Genomic DNA, 17,181 nt, shown 5'->3' on the forward strand with positions numbered 1-17,181 from the left:
GAGCGACGCTGTGTCCACGGTTACCAAAGCAGCCTCAAGCCCATATTGCTTCCCCCTCGGACATGGGCTCTGATTGCTCCCGCGTTTGGTATTACAAACTTGATATCTGCGACCCCATTCGCATCCGTCTCTGTGGAGGGCAAATCTATACCTGGATAAGTCCAGAAAATTTCCTCTCCTTCCAACGAAGCACCGGTACCGTTTTTTAGAATTATGCGAATGTGCGCCGTACCGCCAATGAAATTATCTTGATGCAGCATTCCGATTGAATAAATTGAAGGAAGGGTAGCCTGGTCGACAATTTCAAACTCCAGAAAACGCGACTCACCCACACCAATAGTTGCCTCTAGCAGATGGGTACCCAGCGTTTGTGGCGACCCGAACTCTATAGTCGAGCGACCCTCTGCATCCGTAACAGTAGATGGCAACCCACGTCCCGGGAACGCCCAATTGACTACAACCCCATCCATTGGCTGCCCGAAAAAATGTCCGACTACTTTTATTCGCGCGATGATGAGTTTCCCCCAACGCCCGACAACCTGATACGGACTCACCAATGATTCAACCTTGGCTTTGCCTCTGTCAAACAAAATGCTTGTAGTGTCCCACCCTGCCAAACCACCTTTTACAGTTGCTTCTAGAAGGCCTTTTTCTTCCTGTGAGGGGTATGTAAAAAGAAACTCCGCGACGCCGTTGGCATCAGTCAACGAAGTTGACAAGAAATGCCCAGAATAGTCCCAACGGACCTCTACGCCCTCTAATGGCACCCCGGTAAATGCCGATACCACAACGGCTCGGGCTAGTACTTCGGGTTGTTCAAATGATGGCTGCAAACCGTCAGGGTCATACAGCTCGCTGATTCTCCGCGGCTCATTGAGCGTGAACGCCAGATTCAGATGCAGCCCATTTCCCAGCGAAACCTTCAATGCATTCGCCCCCGTGGTAACGGGCGTGAAATGAACCCTCGCCACACCATAAAAATCAGTCTGGCTGGTTACTCGTCCCAGATCCGGGTGTTCCCAGGTAACCGTCACACCCACCATGGGTCTACCGGTGGTCGAAGCAATCACCCTCACCTGTTCGACCAATTCCTGCCCCCAGTCGAGCGTCTGATAAGTGCTGGCCAAACCTTCGATTTTCATGACGTGCGCCCCCTCACCCAACGACATCGCATTGGCCGGCGACAGGCTGGCCAACCGCTCGGCCCCCAGGCGCAGGGCGAAGCCGCCGTCCTTGATGTCGCCGCACCTGAGCAGGTAATGCAGGCCGATGCCGGAGAACAGGCGCGGCGTCCCGAGCCCCGGTGCCTGGAACTGCAGGCCCAGTTCGGCGGGACCGGTGCCCGTCAGGCCCAGGGTCAGGCTGCGTTCCAGCAACGGGCTGCCCGCCTCGGCCAGCACTTCGATGCGGTGCTCGCCCTTGCGCCGCGGGAAGAACGTCTGCTCGCCCCAGCGGCTGGCAGGCTGGCCATCGAAGCGAACCTGCACGCTGCGCCACGGATCGTCCGCCAATGCCGTCACCGGGAACGAACGCCGTTCCTGGAAACCGTCGAAACGGCTCAGCACCTGCGCCTCGACCGTGTGTTCGCCGGCCAGGGCCGGCGCGAACCCGAACCCGCTCCAGCCGGTCTCGTCGCTGGTCCGGCTGACCACCTCACCCTGAGCGCTCCAGTCCACGCTGGCCTGCGCCACAGGCTGGCCGGTGAACACCGATTCGACCTGCACCCAGAGCCAGGCGCGGTCCTGGCCGACCACCGGGTCGACGGCCGTATCACGACGGTTGGCGACACGCAGCCGGTTGTGCCCCAACTGCATCGCGTCCGCCTGCAATCCCACGCCCAACGCCGACAGCTCCAGGGCCAGGGAAAAGCTTCCGGCCGACGGGCTCGACGTGAAGTCCAGCGCCCAGGCCACACCGCCGTCCTCGATCGGCTGCGCACGGTCCAGGGGCGGCTCGACCCCGGCCTGCAACTCGTCGGCGGGGGTTCCCTGCCACACGAGCCGGCCCTGCAGGCCCACCAGCGGGCTCAGGGGATTGGGCAAATACCGGACGGCATGCCGGGCCCCCAGGCATGGATAGAAAGGTTGCCCCGCCGGCGGCTGCGTCACCTGATCGAGCATCACCGTCAGTTCGTCCGCCAGGTTCGCCGCAATCAGTCGCCCGGTCAGTTCCCTGGGCGAGGCGGCGATGCCGGTCGACAGTTGCAGGGCAAACAATGCGCTGAGGCTTTCCGGCGCCGGGGAGCTGAACGTCCATTCGAGTCCCGTGGCGGTCAGGATCCTGCCGGTGCCGAGCCCGCTGACGCTCAGCCCGATGCCCGGATCGCCCGCGCGCCAGTCCAGCGTGACGGATTGCCCGATGAACGGACTGCCCGCAACCGGCAGGACCTTCAGCACATGCGCACCGCCGCGCCGGCACAGCAACCCCGTGCCGACCAGATCCACGTCGCGCTCATCGAACAGGATCCTGATCCGGTCCTTCCACGGGCTGGTCGCCAGTGCCGTCACGGCAAACGGCCGCTCCACGGCAATGGCTTCGGCGTGGGCCCTGACCCGGGCCGTCACCACCAGGTCGCCGGCCCCCGCCGGACGGTACAGCACGCTCGCCCAGCCCCCCGCTCCCGAGCGGGTCGAAACCGTGCCTTCGGGCGTCACCCAATCCACTAGCGCATTGCTCACCGGGTCGCCGTCGCCGCTGGAGACCACGTGGATGACCTGAACCCGCAGCAGCACGCTTTCGCCCTCGTCCACCACCGGAAACCGGTCGGCTTCGCGCACCTCGCCGATCCGCACCACATTGCGCGCCAGCGACATGGGTTTGGCCGGCGAAGGGTGCAGCAGCTTCGAGCAGACCAGTGTCAGGCTGAACTGCCCGTCCAGCCGGTCTTCGCTCGACAGGGTCCAGTCGAAGTTTGTGCTTTCGACGGACTGCGGCTGGCCGAGCGCCGGTCTGACGCCCACCCCCAACTGTTCGTGCGAATCGCCGCGCCAATGCAATGAAACCTCAGTCCCGAGCATCGGGCTCCCCGCAGGCAACCTCACCCTGAGCAGGTAATCCGTACCGCGGTTGGGATAGCCGGTTTTCTGCGCCCAGGGCAGTGCCTCGCCTTCGACCACTGCCAGTGCGTCGCTCCACGGATCGGTCGCCAGCACCCGCACCTCAAACGGGGCGCTGATTGCACCGCCGGCATAGTAGGGGCTGTCCACCGAGGCCTCGACGATGAAGTCCCCTGCGGCGCCGGGCAGGTAATCGAACCAGGCCCAGCCCTGCGGATCCGAGTCCGCAGCCGCAAGCGTCTGCCCCGCCACCCGCCAGGTCACCGTCCGTCCGCCCAATGGCTGGCCGGTATAGTGCGACGCCACCTGCACCCCCAGCCGGACGCTCTGCTTGAGCGCCAGCACCGGGTAATGGGCCGCCTCCAGCGTGTCGAGGAACACCAGGCGGTGATGCCCCAGCGACACCGTGAGCAGATAGGGATCGGCGGTGTATTGGTTGACCAGGTTGACGGTGAACAGCTCGGCCCCGTCTTCGCCGATCACCGGGCAATCGAGGATCCAGGGCAGGTCCAGCGGTTGGTCTTCACCCCAGGCAGGCGTGGCCACGACCGCTTGCTGCGGATTGCCGTCGCTGGTCAGCGCCGCCCGGGTGGCATGCCAGGCGCTGTCCGGCGCCACGCCGAAGCCCAGGCGGTGGGCCTGGGCCGACGTGGCGCCCTTGCACAGATAGACCGTCTGCCCAGGCGTCAGCGGTTGCTCATCGAGGATCAACGACTGCATCGTCGCCGGCTCCAGATGCACCTCAAGCCGGATACGGGTGATGCAGATTTTCGACAGGTAGTCGCCGGGCGCGTTGGCCGGACTCTGCACCTCGACCACCAGCGTGTCCTGGCCGCTGAACGACAGCGCCAGTTCCTCGCGGTACTCGCGCGGCCGCAACTCCAGCGGCAGTCCGGCGGCCAGACGCGCCCGATCCGCCTCGAGGTCGCGCGACGCACCCGGCAGCAGCGGGATCTCCAGTTTCTCGGGGCGCCCCTGAATGCTGACGCGCAGCCACCCGGCTTCGGTGTGCCGCGTCTCGCACAGAAAGCTCAAGACATAGCGTGCGCCGGGGGAAGGCGTCTTGGGCGCCGACAGGGCCTGGCTCACCGACGACCCGTTGCCGGCCGCCAGGAGACGGATCATGCCCCCCTGATACGCCTCCGCTTCAATCGCCAGCCAGTCCGGATTGAGCGTCCCTTTGCGCCAATGGGTGAACGCTTCGGTGAACGCCCCGTTGAGCACCAGGCTCTGGTTCGCCTGAACGCCTGATTCACTCATGACCGCGCCCCCCTTCGTCAGTGATGTTGCGGGTGCTGCTTTCGATCTGGGTCACCATGTCCTGCACGGTACGCAGAAACGTCGGTTCCCCGGCCTTGGCGGTGTAGCGGATGCGCACGATGATGTCGGTCAGCGAACCGAGCATGGACACCTGCGGTTCCTTTTTCGGCCACGGGAACGACAGGCGCCAGGCGGACACCGCACCGGTGCACTCGAAGGGGTTGAGCAGGCCCTCGTCCGGCTTGGTCCCGTGCATGCCGCTGGCGGCCATGCCCAGCGACAGGGCGATCTGCTGGCCGCTGCGCAGGTTGACCTGCACATCGGCCGGCGCGACGCCTTGCTGGGGGGTGTGCAGATACTTCACCGACTGGGCGGTGGCCTTGGTCGCGGTCATGCTGCCGACCTGCAGCAACGTGGCACGGACGTCTTCGTAAGGCCCGGCCAGCACCGGCAGATCCACCTCCAGCGAACCGATCTGCCGGCAGTAATGCCCCGGATGGTCGCGATCGAACAGCAATTGGGTGAGCCGGAACTCCAGCGTCCCGGTGTCCAGCAAATGCTGCAGCGCGGCCTCCCAACCGTCGAGTCCCGGTTGGGGTTCGAGGCGGTCGTCGAACAGCTTGCGCAGGGAGACGGTCTTGACCACCTCCAGCCGGCGCTCATGCCGTTGCAGGTATTCGCGCTCCATGCGCAACAGGTGACCGCGCAAGTGCTCGCCCGCCGTCAGGCCGTGACGGTTGTCGAGCCAGACCTGCGGCAAGGGAATGACCGAGTCGTAGTCGCCGGTTTCGGCGCTGAGCGAAGCCTGGGCGTTGAGGCACAGGCTGACCACGGCGTCGTAGGCCTGGTAGTGCAAGGCCTTGAGCTGGCCGAGCAGCCAGCCGTACAGCTCGGTGTTGCTCGCGCGCTTTTTCAGGAAGTCATAGACCGTCCGGGCCTGGCCGTTGGCCCGCAGCGTCTGTTGCAGGCCGGTCTTCGCCGCCTGCACGGCGTGGGTCTGCGCGGTGATCTGCTCATCGATGGCCAGCACTTCCGCCAACGCCTGATCCCGCAGCAGCGCCCACTCCTCACGGCGGCGGCGATAGCCTTCGGTGGCGGCCTGCTTGTCGGCGTCGATCTGCAACGCCCCGGCGCCGATGCCCAGCCCGAAACTCACGGCATCGAGAACCGCGTCCAGGCGGCCCCCGCCATTGGCCACGCCGAAGATGATGGGTAACGACGCCAATATCGCCGCGGCAGGCTTGATGTCCGATGAGACCAACGCCATGTTTTTCGAGCGATACAGGTTTTCCATGACGTCGTACTCGACCGCCGTGACGTTCTCGGCGTGCCGTTGCGCATAGGCATCGGCACGCTCCTGGGCGACGGCCCGGCTGCGGACCAGGGCGGCAACACCGGCCTCCTGTTGGCTGATGCTCTGCTCCTGCACGGTCTGGGCATAAGCGCCCAGTTCGATCAGATGGTTCTGCTGCAGGTCCTCTTGCTCGCAGCGGTCGCGCTGCTCAAGGAAACGCAGCACCTGATTGCCGAACTCCTGCAAGGTCTGCACGGCGCGCAGGGCGGCCTCGAAGGTCACCCGCCAGCGGAACGCTCCCACCGCCAGCCGTCCCCCCATGGGCCGCGGCGCTCCGGTGCCCCCGTTCGCCAGGTCGCGCAGCAGCTGGTTCGGGTCCGTGGGCGGGCTGAACAGCGGGATCTGCAGCGGTTTGCCGTCGAGGGTGAGGTTGTTGCGCAGGTTGAACAGCCGCTGGCCCGGCAACGCGAACAGGTCGAGCAACGGCTGGTTGATCGGCGTCTCGAAAGGCTCATTGGCCAGCAGCCCGAGCCGGGGCACGGCATCGCTGGCGGCAGGGACCTCGGCGAGGCTGAAGTCCAGTTCCCGCTCGAACCGGTCGAGCGCCGGGCGCGATGCGCTCCTGCCCAACAGGTTGGCGACCGTGTCGGTCCGCCATTGGTTCGTGGTTCGCGCCGAAGGTGCCTTGCCCATCAGGAACTCGGCCTGCACGTAACACAGCTTCGCCGCCACCAGGCTGTCACGGGTGAGCTGGCGGTAGTACCAGTCGCCCCAGGCCATCAGGTTGCTGACGTACTCGGTGAACACCAAAATCTGAAAGTGCCTGGGCGCCGCGTAACCGATGGCGTCGGGGTCGGTCGGATACAGGCTTTCGCAACCCAGGTTGCCGGGCTTCACCAAGGGCCGGCAACGCCAATACTGCGGCTTGGGATTGGCCGTCGGCGGATCCTCGGGGTCGGCCGCTGCCTGCGGATCGAACAGGTAATGCAGCCAGTCCTGCGCCTGGCTGAACCGGTCCTCGGCGCGCAGCCGCGTCGCCACCAGGTGCGGCAGGTGGAAGAACAGCTCCCAGAAGAACAGGCCGTTGGCGCCGTCGAACGCGCCGTTGAGCTCAGTGATCGGGCCCGAGTCGGGCGGCGGCTCGTCGAGAAACTGCGTGTCCCAGTCCAGCACCGCATCGACGGACACGTTGGAGCGCTGCACCAGTTCAGGCCCGAACAGCGAGTTCAGGCGAGCGAACTTGAGGGCCAGCTCCGGTTGCAGCAGGGAGAGGAACTGCGCCGCGTCCAGTTCGTTTTTCAGCAGGGTCGCCGGGTCGAAGCCCGTGACGTTGATGATGGTCAGATCAAACTTCTTGTGGATGACCGTGCTGTTCCCCCAAGTGAAGGTCACCGGTTGGGCAAACGAGCCTTTGGCACGCTTGAAGACCTGCCAGTCCGTGCTCCAGCCGCCGGCGAGCGGAAAGCTCTTTTCGATAGGCGCAGGATCGCCCGCCGCTCCATTGACCAGATCGAACTTCAGCGTCACCGGATTCCCGCTCAGCCTCGTCGCCCGGCAAAGCCCCTGGATCACCAGCCAGTCCTCTTCGTCGACGCGGAACGCCAGCGCCTGCACGTCCAGAAAGGGCGTCAGGTTGATGGCCGATACAACGGTGGGCACCACGGTCGGCTGGTTCAGCAACGGGTGCTGCACCACCAGGGCATTCAGGAACCGATGACTGGCCGCATGCTCCAGCCAACCGCCGTCATCGTCCGCCACGGGCCGCATCAGCACGTCGCGCACTGCGGCTTCCCGCAACGAGCCCGCGCCGTTCTTCCCGTTCGTCAGCAGTACTCCCAGCTTGCCCTTGGGGTGGTGGCGGTCGGCCCACACGGTCACCACCAGCCGGCAGCCCGCGGACAGGTCCTCATCGAATTCGCGCCCGGCCAGCGCCATCGGCGCCGACCACTGGCCGTTCTGCGTCATGAAGGCCAGCTGAATGTCCAGCCTGTGCGGCAGGTATTCGTCCGCCGTCCGCCCCTCGACCTTGTCGCGCCAATGGGCCCAGACCAGGCACAGGCGTCCGCTCCAGAACACCGGGCGCATATCCAGCACCTTGGCCTCGGCAGGAATGTCCACCGGTTGCCACTCCCCCCACGCGGCCGGATTGATGGCGGTGCAGTCCGGCGACAGCTCGACCTGCGCCTTGCGCCAGAAATACTGGAACGGCGCGGTCCTTTGGCGGCCGACGAAGTAGTAGTCCGCTTTCGCGGGGGAACCGCCGGCCCTGTAGTCCATGTAACCGCTGATGACATCGAGGTTGCAGGTCAGCTCGAAGGCCTGCAGGTAATCGCGCAGCGCCGCCTGCACGCTGTCGGTGCCCAGACGCGTCTGGTTGAGGTTGTTTTCCAGGGTCTTGAACAGGCTGGTCTTGCGCCGGCGCACGAACGGGTTGATGAAGTTCTCGGGGTAGAGTTCGATCAGTTGCAGCGCCGCCCAGTCCGGGTAGTTGCCGTAAAGCGCCCAGGTGGCCACATCGTCCTTGTCGAACTGATGCTCGCCGAACCCGGGCTCCAGCTTGCGGTACACCGCATGGATGTACTGCTGGGCGCAACTGGTCGCTTCGGCCACCCAGGAACTCTGCACCCCATAGCTGTCCAGCGGATCCATGCGCAGCAGTTCGAACAGGTCGGCCGGCGTGCGCAGAAAGCCATAGTCCCGATCCCCGGCACCGTTGACCTGGCCGATGCAGTAATCCACCAGCGCAGCGCGCCGTTTTTCCAGCAGCGCAGCCATCGTGTCCTGTTCCATGAGCCATCCTCCTGCAGTGATGATCCGTCCAGACACACCCGCTCGACCGGCCAGGTCATGCGAAGACCGTCGGGGCGGCGAACGTGATGGGGTCGAAGTAAGTTCTCTTTTCGCTGGCCTCGCTGAGCACGCTCAGGGTGAAGGTGCCGCCGGTGGGGCTGGAGACGAACACCCGCACAAGCCCCCGCGGATCGGTGAAGGTCTGCCGGGGACGGATGACGGCTTGACCGCCCTCTTCTTCCGGCTCAGCGAACCACTGCACCAGGCTGTTGGCGCCCGGATTGCCGTAGGCGTCCATGAGCACGGCATACAGTTCCGCTTCACCGCCGGGCTCCACAGTGTCCAACGGCACCGGCGACTTGAGCGGGGCCGGGAACTGCAGCGAGGCCGTCTCAAACGTGACCTGGACGGTGGGGGCCAGTTGTTCGTCGAACAGGTCCAGCCAATAGGCCGGCGTATCGGTGCCCGTCACCTTGCCCGGCAGGTAATCCGCCTCAACCGTCCCGTCCGTTGCGGTGGCTTGTGCGGCCACGCTGCCCAAGGCCGCCCGCCAGTGCACCATGACCCCGCTCAAGGGCCGGCCGTCGGCCCCCTTGAGCGTCACCGTGAACCGGATGCTTTCGCCAGGCTTGTTGGCGACGACTTCGGACCTGTCGGCGACGCAGCTCATCTGCACGAGCTGTTGCACCCCTCCGGCGATGCGCCCCCCCGGGGCACGGCTCTCAGTGAGGCTCAGCAATGCGTGTTCGGCGGCATCGGCATAGGCCTGGGTGTCCACCTCTTCGGGCAGGCGTCCGATCAGGAAGACGGTCAAGGCGTCCATGCCGCTGTCCGCCGAGAGCGCGCGCACCCGCATCAGCACATCCAGTTGAACCAGGTTCTTGAGCACCTTGAGGCCCGACGGATCGATCCGGCTGACGCACTCGCGAACGTCCTGAACGCTCCAGCCAAAGAACTCGGCCAGCCTGATCGACGCGGCCTGCTGCGCCAGCCACAAGGCATCGCCTGAAACGTCAGGCAAATGATTGACCTGCCACAGATAGTCGAGCAGCTTCTGCTCGGGCTGCTCGCTCATCGCAAAAGCCCGGCTGAGCAACGTGAGGTAATAGAGCGTTCTGACCGAAAGCCCGTGCCGGTCGTCCTGGTTCAGCCAAGCCTTGTGCCCGTATGCCAGATAATCGCGCAGCAGGGCGACACTCAGGCCCAGCTTCGCCACGACCTCGCTGCGGCGCTGGATGTCGGCCAGCAGCGTGAGCAAGGGATCCGGCAACTGATTGCGCTCGCGCACCGGTTCCTCCGCCCCCGTCCTCCGCTCCTGCACCAGGCGCAGAAACCCGTGGATCGAGACGTCCGCCCAGTCCAGCACCGGCGGAACCAGCGCCTCCTCAAGCGTGACGTACACCGCCACCGCTTGCTGAACCACCGCCATCTGCGCCTGCCTGGCCAGCAGGAGCACCCCCAGCATCTGCTCGACAATGACCGCCCGGACGTCGGCGCCGATCTCGCCCAGACCGTCGGTGACCGCATGGTCCAGCACCTCGCGGGCCTTGCTCAGGTACTCCTCCTCCGTTCCTGCGAATGGCCGCACCAGGCCGTCGCCGTCCACCAGCGCCCCCAGCAATCCAAGCCAGTCGGCCGCCGGCAGCGGCGGCACGCCGGCCATCAAGAGCCCGTTGTTGGAAAACAGGGCTGCCGGCAGCAGGCTGACAACCTTGTCGAACAGTTGCCGCTGCGCATCGGACGCCGCGCTCGACGGTTGCGGCGCAGCAACCTGCTGCAGCATCCACAGCACCGGCAGGTCGCGGTCACGGCACCACTGCACACAGGAATGCAAGGCGTGGATGAGGTTCAACACGCCCGCCGCCTCACTCCCCCCTGTGTTGATCCAGGGATCGCCCGCCAGGCCGTTGACCCACTCCTCGCCGCCCAGCGCGTTCAGCATCAGCAGACCTTCGACCGGCGTGATGCCCAGCAGCCTGGGCAGCGTCACCAGACGGTAGAACGCCGACACCACCGCCGGGCTGCGCACCAGGGTTTCGCCGGCCTCGCGGGCCTGGGCGATGGCCACGGCCAGATAGCCGTAGGTCAGCGGATCGATGCCCAATCCGCTGCACAGCTGGTTGACCGTCAGATCGGTGTCCCCTTCGGCCGGCAACACCGCAAAAGGCAAGCCATCGAGCTTCAGGGGCTGGCGGTAGTCGCTCTGCCGATTGAACACCTGATCGAAGTGACAGGCGGCCTCTCCCCGGCCATAGATCGCCATCGAATCGATGAACGCCGCAAAGTCCGGCGCCGTCCAGCCATAGCGCTCACGCAACGACTGAAACAGCCCCAGCGCATGCACCACGTTTTCCGAAATCCACCAGGGGTCGGCCGTGCCGCCCCCACGCGCTTCGGCATTGATGGCAGCCACCAGCAAGGCGTCCACCTGATCGCAGGGCAGCCCCAGCCAGGCGTCCAGGCGCACTTTGCGGTTCATCCGGTCGTAACGGGCCAATCCGGCTGCGTCCAGCGGGCTGACGGACAAGCGGTGCAGGACCGAAGGACCGTCTGCGGCCCTGCTGAGGCTCACGGCCGGTGCCGTGTTGGCATTGAGGTAGACGGAGCCTGAGCGTTCGCTTTCGTCCTCGGCCGGTGCCGCATCGGCGTAAGTCACATTGGCGGAGCGAACAGGCGCAAACCCGCGGATCGAGAGCAAGGCCTCGACGCCCGGCGTGTCCAGCTTTGTCCGCTCACCGAAAAACAGCAATTGATTGAGGTTCTGCCAGGACAGGCCGTCGGCACCGAAATTCCGTGCGTAGAAGTCTTCCCGGTCTTCGAACTCCACTGCAGGCTCCGCCAGCAACCGCCGCTGATAAGGCCCCAGCCGCGAGGCATGGGCCAGCGCACGGCTGGCATCGGTGCCCCAAGCCTGACGGCTAAGGAAATAGGGAAACGACAGGTCGACCTTGTGCGCAAAGTCGCCCACCAGCAAGCCGTTGCGTCGGGCGACGGCGTCCAGCGAAACCCAGTGCTGGTAAAAGGGCAGCCCGTTCGGGTATCGCGACTCGATCAAGGCTTGCTCTACCGGCTGACCCGAACCGTGTTCGGCGATGAAGCTCTCCAGCACCGCCACGATGATGTCCACCGAAGACATCGACCGGTGCACGGCATTGAAATCCACCGACAGCCGTTTCAGGTCGGCCCGGCGCTCGTGCAGCGGGTAGGTGTCCACGCCATAGGGTTCGATGCGGTCGCGTATCCAGCGCAGCAGTTCGATCAGGTACGCCACCGGCGAGGCGAGGGACTCCAGGGCATCCGCCGGGCAGAGTTCGTCGAACGGCGTATTGAACAGGCGCTCGTAGGTGGGCCCGGTCACCATCGACAGCAAGCCGCTGGAGGCGCCCGCCGCCGCTTGCCCCTCGCCGGTCAGCCGATGCTCGATGTAACGGCGCCGGGCATAGGTGACGAGGCTGTTGGCCCTGCGCATGAAGGCCCGGGCCGACTCGTCGCTCATCCCGTACTCGTCGGCCAGGGCCCGGACACCCTTTTCCACCAGCGCGAAGACCGAGCCGCCGGATTTGAGGTAATCCTCAAGACCGGCAGGGCCCTGATCCTTGAAGACCTGTTGAAACAGTTGCAGGGCGGGGCGTTCGGCAGCGTCGCGCATCTTCGGGCTCCTCAGGCAGAGACTGTCCGCAGCAGCCTGGCGAATACGCCAGGCTGCACATGGATTTGATGAGATTTGGCGCCATGAATCGTCGTCCGTCCACTGTCATAAATGACAGTTAACTAGACCATCCATCGGTTATCCGGCATCAGGAACGGGGCGCCTCCGGGGCCAACGCTTCGAAGCGCTCGCTCTCCTGCCAACCGGACACCGTCGGCCCGGCGGCGCCGTCGGTGAGGGTCTGCCTGAACCGGCACCACTGGCCTCCCGCCGGGACTGCCTGAGCAGCGCTGCCCTGCCAGCCGGCGGCGGTCACCGGCATGACCGGTGTCCAGACCTGCTCCGGGTCGAACCAGCTCGTCACCTGCCCGCTGCCCGGCCGCCCCTGGCCCTTGAAGACGACCGGATGAGCGGCCCACTGCCCCGGCGCCGGCAGATCGATGCCCGGCAGGAACGTCTCCAGCACCACCCGGCGCCGGCCCCCCGCCGACTCGAAACCGTCGAACGACGCCACCGCCGTCACCTCGCAGTCGCCGCCGGGCAGGTCACTGAGCAAGGTCACCGACCAGGTGCGGTCCCCCAGCACCGGGGCCTGCGCCGACACCGAGCGGTTGGCGCCGGCCAGGCTCACCGACACCGTATCGCCCGGCACCCCGAAGCCGGAGACCACCACCCGCCGCCCGATGGGCTCGTCCGTCACCGGGGTCTCGATGAACGGCGCGGCGGGCACGACGCTGAACGCCAGCGGCGGGCTGTCCCGGGACGTCAGGGACTCGAACGTTTGCCGGGCGCGCAGGGTCTTGGGGCCGACGGGCAAGCTCACCTCGCCCTTCCAACGGCCTTCGGCATCCACGGCGATGCCCTTGAGCAGCGGTTCGCTGTCGCCCTCCAGCAGCACCTCGACCTTCCCGCCGGGCATGGCCGTGCCCGACAGCGTCGCGGTGCGCGGCAACGTGCCGCCCTGCTCCGGCGCCTCGAAGACCGGCGGCGGCAGCACCACCCGGAACACGCGCAAGTCGCTGCGCTCGGACTCCCGGCCGTTGCGCGCCTGCCTGGCGTCGATGGTGTACTGGCGAAACTCCAGCGCCGTCAGGTCGATGGACCACGCGCCGTCGCTTGTCAGCGTTTTGGGTGCCCCCAGCGGTCTGCCGAACTGGGCGTCGCGCAACTGCATCGTCGCGCCGGCCGCGCCGTTTTCCCCGCGCACGGTCACCTCAGTCCCCACCTCGGCGTTCTGGGCCGGGTAGGTGATGTCGGGTTTGGGCAAGGGGGCATCGACGGTGAACGTGCGCGACACGTCCGCCGACGTCTGACTGGCGGCGGTCTGGGTGACCGTGACGGTGTGGACAATGCCCGGCTCGAAATCGGTGACGCGACGGAACGACCAGACGCCGCCGGTTCCGGGCACCGTGTGGACGGTGGTGCTGTCACTGAACTCGATGTTCACTGTCGCATCCGGCCAGCAAGTGCCGTTCCATTGCGGGGACAGGCCGTCCTCGACCGGAGCGTCGAGCGTCGGCGCCTTGGGCGGGATGGTGACGTTGACCTTGTCCCCATTGGATTCCTGTCCATTGAGGAACTGCTTGACCCGCACGGACCGCTCCCAGGTCGGCCCCCACACCTGCGACACCCGCACCGACCATTGGCCACCGCCGACAACGGCATCGGGTGCCAGCGGCACGGTGCCGCCCTCGTCAAAGAGCCTCACCGCCGCGCCGTTCAGCCCTTTGCCGGAAAAGGTCGGCTGATAGTCCGTCGTGAACGCGACATCTGTCGGATTCGGGAACGTGTGATTGACGGTGAAGGTATAAGGCTGGGATTCGATCCAACCGCCGGCGTTGTCCGAGACTTTCTGGATCGCCTTGAGCTGGTAGGTGCCGAAGGGCCAATTGGCGGCGGTGGTTTCCCAGCGTCCTGAGGTGACCGTCACATTGGGCGGAGCCGTGCCACCGGGTTCGCTGACGACCGAGAGCTGCACCGTGGCACCTGTGTGGCCAGCGCCTGTGAACTTCACGTCGGTGCCGGATGAGGTGGCGGTGACGGCGGTCAGGGCTGGGGGGCGGATCTTGAAGGCGCGGGGGGCACTGGGCAATGACTCAAACTGACCTTTTATCTGCTTGGCCACCAACGAAACAGGCCCGAGGCTGACGGTCACCGAGGCGCTCCATGCGTCCCCTGTCAGCGTCGCGCTTTGGCCGACCCTAGTGCCGGCGATATCGAGCAGGACGTCAACCTTCGCACCGGCCTCGCCGCCCGAACCTGAAACCGTGAACGTTGAACTCTGCAAAGTGTTGGCTGCTGGGCTGGTGATCGCCGGTATCTTGGGCAGCACTATGACGGGGACATCGCGCGCCCAAGGAGACTCGACACCATTGAGCGTTTGGTTGGCAGTGAATACAAAAGCGCCATCCGGCAAGTCGCGCTGCAATGTCGTTGACCAGGTGTCACTCCCATTGACAGTCGCCTGGCCATACAGGATTACGCCGGAGCCGGATTGATAGATTTTGACGACGGCACCAGAAGTGCCCGTGCCTGAAACGACAGGTCTACGTATGGAAATTGTTGAATTCGATATCGGCGACGTGATTACAGGTGCTGTGACATCCCGCCGGATCGTAACGGGATCCGTTGGCCCGGAATTCTGAACTCCACTCAGAGTTTGGAGGACTTGTTCTGCGTAGAAGGCGTTGACTCCCGAAGGTAGCGCAATGTACTTGAGCCAGCTTCCGCTATTATTTTCCACGGTCACAGATCCAAGAGAGACCACATTCCCGTTGGAGTTGCACAGGAAATCAATCCTCCCAAACATGGGCCAGCTAATCCCGTTTCTTCCGGAAACGACAAAAGGCATTCCGACCAGTGCGTTAAAGGCTGGCACTTCAATGATCGGTTTCCTTGAGGGGATAAAACGCTCTCCCCTGCGTTCATGAGGCTCAGCATCATTGTCAAAGCCATCATAGTCCACCTCAATAACTATAACTGCGCCGTTACCAGGATCAATCAGGCCCGCGTCTAAGAGCACCTCATAGTCATGCCATTGGTCGTCTTGGAGCATAGAGTCAGGCGAGTTCTTGCGAGCTTGTTCCCCGGAAAAAATTAACAAATCGATATTGGCCCTTCTCCAAGTTCCGTATCTGGTGGTCATGTGATAACGCAATGTCTTTACGTAAACTCGACCATTTTCGAATTTATATAGACACTCCAATTGGGTCTTCAACGAAGGCACCCGTATATGGGTCTGATGAAGGGTTGTCTTGAGTGCATCCGCCCAAAAGACCTCAGAATACTGAATGCCTTCGCCCCTTTCGCGAAATGAACCATCTTCGAATCCTGGGATTTGCGCACCATTGGAAGTCTGTACTCCTGCCTCCAACCAATCCTCGCCTTTTGCATCATCATTGTCGTCAGTCATTTCAGATGATCTCGATTCAGGGATTGTTAGTTTTGCCCAAAGCCTACGGTCGAGCTGAATCGATCACCACTGTCAGACCTGACAGTCATGGAGATCAAAAACGCATAAAAAACGCAGGATCGATTTCCAATCCCGAACTACGAATGGAAGGGCACCGGATGGTCAGATGGGAAGGGCGTTGAGTGCGTTGACGCTTTCGCGGGCAAGCCGCTCTCAAAGGTTTCGGTAGCGACCACCCAAACACAGTATGGGAGCGAGCTTGCCCGCGAAGCCTTTAAGTAAGGGATGGGAATCAGGCCGAGGCCGGCAACGGCTGAAAGCTGAAGTACTGGCGCAACGCCTCGATCAGTTGCCCATACTCCGGCGGCGGCCGGTGCAGGCTGAAGCCGGCGTCGTAGTGCCGGGGGGTGGCGTCCTCATGGCACCACAGGCAACACGCGGTGAGATCGATCACCTGCTGGCAACCGTCCCCCACGGGAATTTTCAGGCGCAGGCTGAACTCCGCCCCGATCATCATCGGCAACTGGCTGATGAGCATCAGGCCGTCTTCGGACACATTGCCGATGAAGCCGATGGGCCGGTCGGTGACGCTGTTGAACACCCGCAAGAAATACGGCAGTTGATGCCGTTCGATCCGACGTTCGGTAAACATGAGCGTATCGCCACGCAAGGCCCTGTGCCCGGGCCGCACTGTGCTTCGGAACGGGTCACTGCCCAAGGCCCGCTCTCCCCGCTTCCGGTGTGACGGTCGCTACATCGCCGTCACCTGACTGCAGCCGGTCGCAGGTGTTGCTCCGGTCGGATCCATGGCCGAACCGGAATGATTCGACTATAGCTCAGGTTGTACACGCCGACAGCTTTTGTATGACAACCGCCATCAGAAGCGGGTCGGACGCACCGGCGCAGCGGCGCTGCGGGTCGGGTAATGGCCCAGGCTCTGCAGGGTTTCCAGGCGCGCACGGGCGCGGTAGGCGTATTCGCTGTTGGGGTACGAGGCGATGATGAACTGGTAGGTCTGGGCCGCGTCGATGAACATCTTCTGCCGCTCCAGGCACTGGCCGCGCATCATCGACACTTCCGGCCACACGTACGGGCGGGCACGGCTGGCGCGCTCGACCTTGGAAAGCTCAAGCATCACCTGCTCGCAGTTGCCCCGGTCGTAGGCGCTGTAGGCGTTGTTCAGGTGGTGGTTCATCGACCAACGGGTGCAGCCCGTCACGGCGAGGACGCTGAGGGCAAGGGCGGCAATGGGCAACAATCGCATGGGGGTTCTCCTGTCTTGAGCTCTGTATCGACCTTGTGCGGGAAATCTTCAGAACCGTTTGTGCCGATTGTCGCGTTCAAAAAAGAAAACGTTAAGTAGTGCAAACGAACAATGACTACACCCCGAGAGCATAGTAGCCTTCGCTGGCGCTTGAACCTGAGGAGTCTTTGCATGTCCGTCCGTCGTACCAAAATCGTCGCTACCCTTGGCCCGGCCAGTCACTCGCCGGAAGTTCTCGAACAGCTGATTCTGGCTGGCCTGGACGTCGCCCGCCTGAACTTCTCCCACGGCACCCCCGACGAGCACAAGGCTCGCGCCAAGCTGGTGCGTGACCTGGCCGCCAAGCACGGCCGCTTCGTGGCGCTGCTGGGTGACCTGCAAGGCCCGAAGATCCGTATCGCCAAATTCGCCAACAGCCTGCGCGCCAAGGAACTGATCCTGAGCTTCATCGACGAG

Annotated in this window: 7 protein-coding genes; 1 reads left to right on the plus strand and 6 read right to left on the minus strand. The window is 64.3% G+C overall.

The annotated features are described in order from the left end of the window. Positions 1-20: 20 nt before the first annotated feature. From ACIP0B_RS13675 to ACIP0B_RS13700, 6 genes are all read right to left on the minus strand, one after another. Positions 21-4,316 carry a hypothetical protein gene (locus ACIP0B_RS13675; protein WP_400832609.1) on the minus strand — a complete coding sequence of 1,432 codons (4,296 nt, stop codon included), beginning with the start codon at positions 4,314-4,316 and terminating at the stop codon, positions 21-23. Beyond that, positions 4,309-8,400 carry a neuraminidase-like domain-containing protein gene (locus ACIP0B_RS13680; RefSeq protein WP_400832611.1) on the minus strand — a complete coding sequence of 1,364 codons (4,092 nt, stop codon included), beginning with the start codon at positions 8,398-8,400 and terminating at the stop codon, positions 4,309-4,311. The genes ACIP0B_RS13675 and ACIP0B_RS13680 overlap by 8 nt, the downstream gene beginning before the upstream one ends. A 55-nt stretch (positions 8,401-8,455) precedes the next feature. Next, on the minus strand, positions 8,456-12,049 hold the full coding sequence (locus ACIP0B_RS13685; protein WP_400832613.1) for a Tc toxin subunit A: 3,594 nt from the start codon (positions 12,047-12,049) through the stop codon (positions 8,456-8,458). A 148-nt stretch (positions 12,050-12,197) separates the two neighbouring features. Further along, complete coding sequence (locus ACIP0B_RS13690) at positions 12,198-14,027, minus strand: hypothetical protein (RefSeq protein WP_400832615.1); 1,830 nt, start codon at positions 14,025-14,027, stop codon at positions 12,198-12,200. Positions 14,028-15,753: 1,726 nt separating this feature from the next. Continuing rightward, the gene (locus tag ACIP0B_RS13695) at positions 15,754-16,113 is read right to left on the minus strand and encodes a PilZ domain-containing protein (RefSeq protein ID WP_400832617.1); all 360 of its coding nucleotides are present in this window, start codon (positions 16,111-16,113) and stop codon (positions 15,754-15,756) included. 225 nt (positions 16,114-16,338) lie between these two features. Then, positions 16,339-16,725 carry a tol-pal system YbgF family protein gene (locus tag ACIP0B_RS13700; RefSeq protein ID WP_085580382.1) on the minus strand — a complete coding sequence of 129 codons (387 nt, stop codon included), beginning with the start codon at positions 16,723-16,725 and terminating at the stop codon, positions 16,339-16,341. A gap of 171 nt (positions 16,726-16,896) precedes the next feature. Between ACIP0B_RS13700 and ACIP0B_RS13705 the strand changes: the two genes are divergently transcribed. Further along, positions 16,897-17,181, plus strand: a 285-nt coding sequence (locus ACIP0B_RS13705) for a pyruvate kinase (RefSeq protein WP_400832620.1), incomplete at its 3' end; no start/stop codon positions are given.

It is taken from the genome of Pseudomonas sp. NPDC089534 (genome assembly GCF_044749305.1).
GTDB classification, from domain to species: domain Bacteria; phylum Pseudomonadota; class Gammaproteobacteria; order Pseudomonadales; family Pseudomonadaceae; genus Aquipseudomonas; species Aquipseudomonas ekonensis.

Excerpts from the sequence above, each read along its gene's own strand:
- ACIP0B_RS13680 (WP_400832611.1), bottom strand. The coding sequence starts at position 8,400 with ATGGAACAGGACACGATGGCTGCGCTGCTGGAAAAACGGCGCGCTGCG.
- ACIP0B_RS13695 (WP_400832617.1), bottom strand. The coding sequence starts at position 16,113 with ATGTTTACCGAACGTCGGATCGAACGGCATCAACTGCCGTATTTCTTG.
- ACIP0B_RS13685 (WP_400832613.1), bottom strand. The coding sequence starts at position 12,049 with ATGCGCGACGCTGCCGAACGCCCCGCCCTGCAACTGTTTCAACAGGTC.
- ACIP0B_RS13675 (WP_400832609.1), bottom strand. The coding sequence starts at position 4,316 with ATGAGTGAATCAGGCGTTCAGGCGAACCAGAGCCTGGTGCTCAACGGG.
- ACIP0B_RS13700 (WP_085580382.1), bottom strand. The coding sequence starts at position 16,725 with ATGCGATTGTTGCCCATTGCCGCCCTTGCCCTCAGCGTCCTCGCCGTG.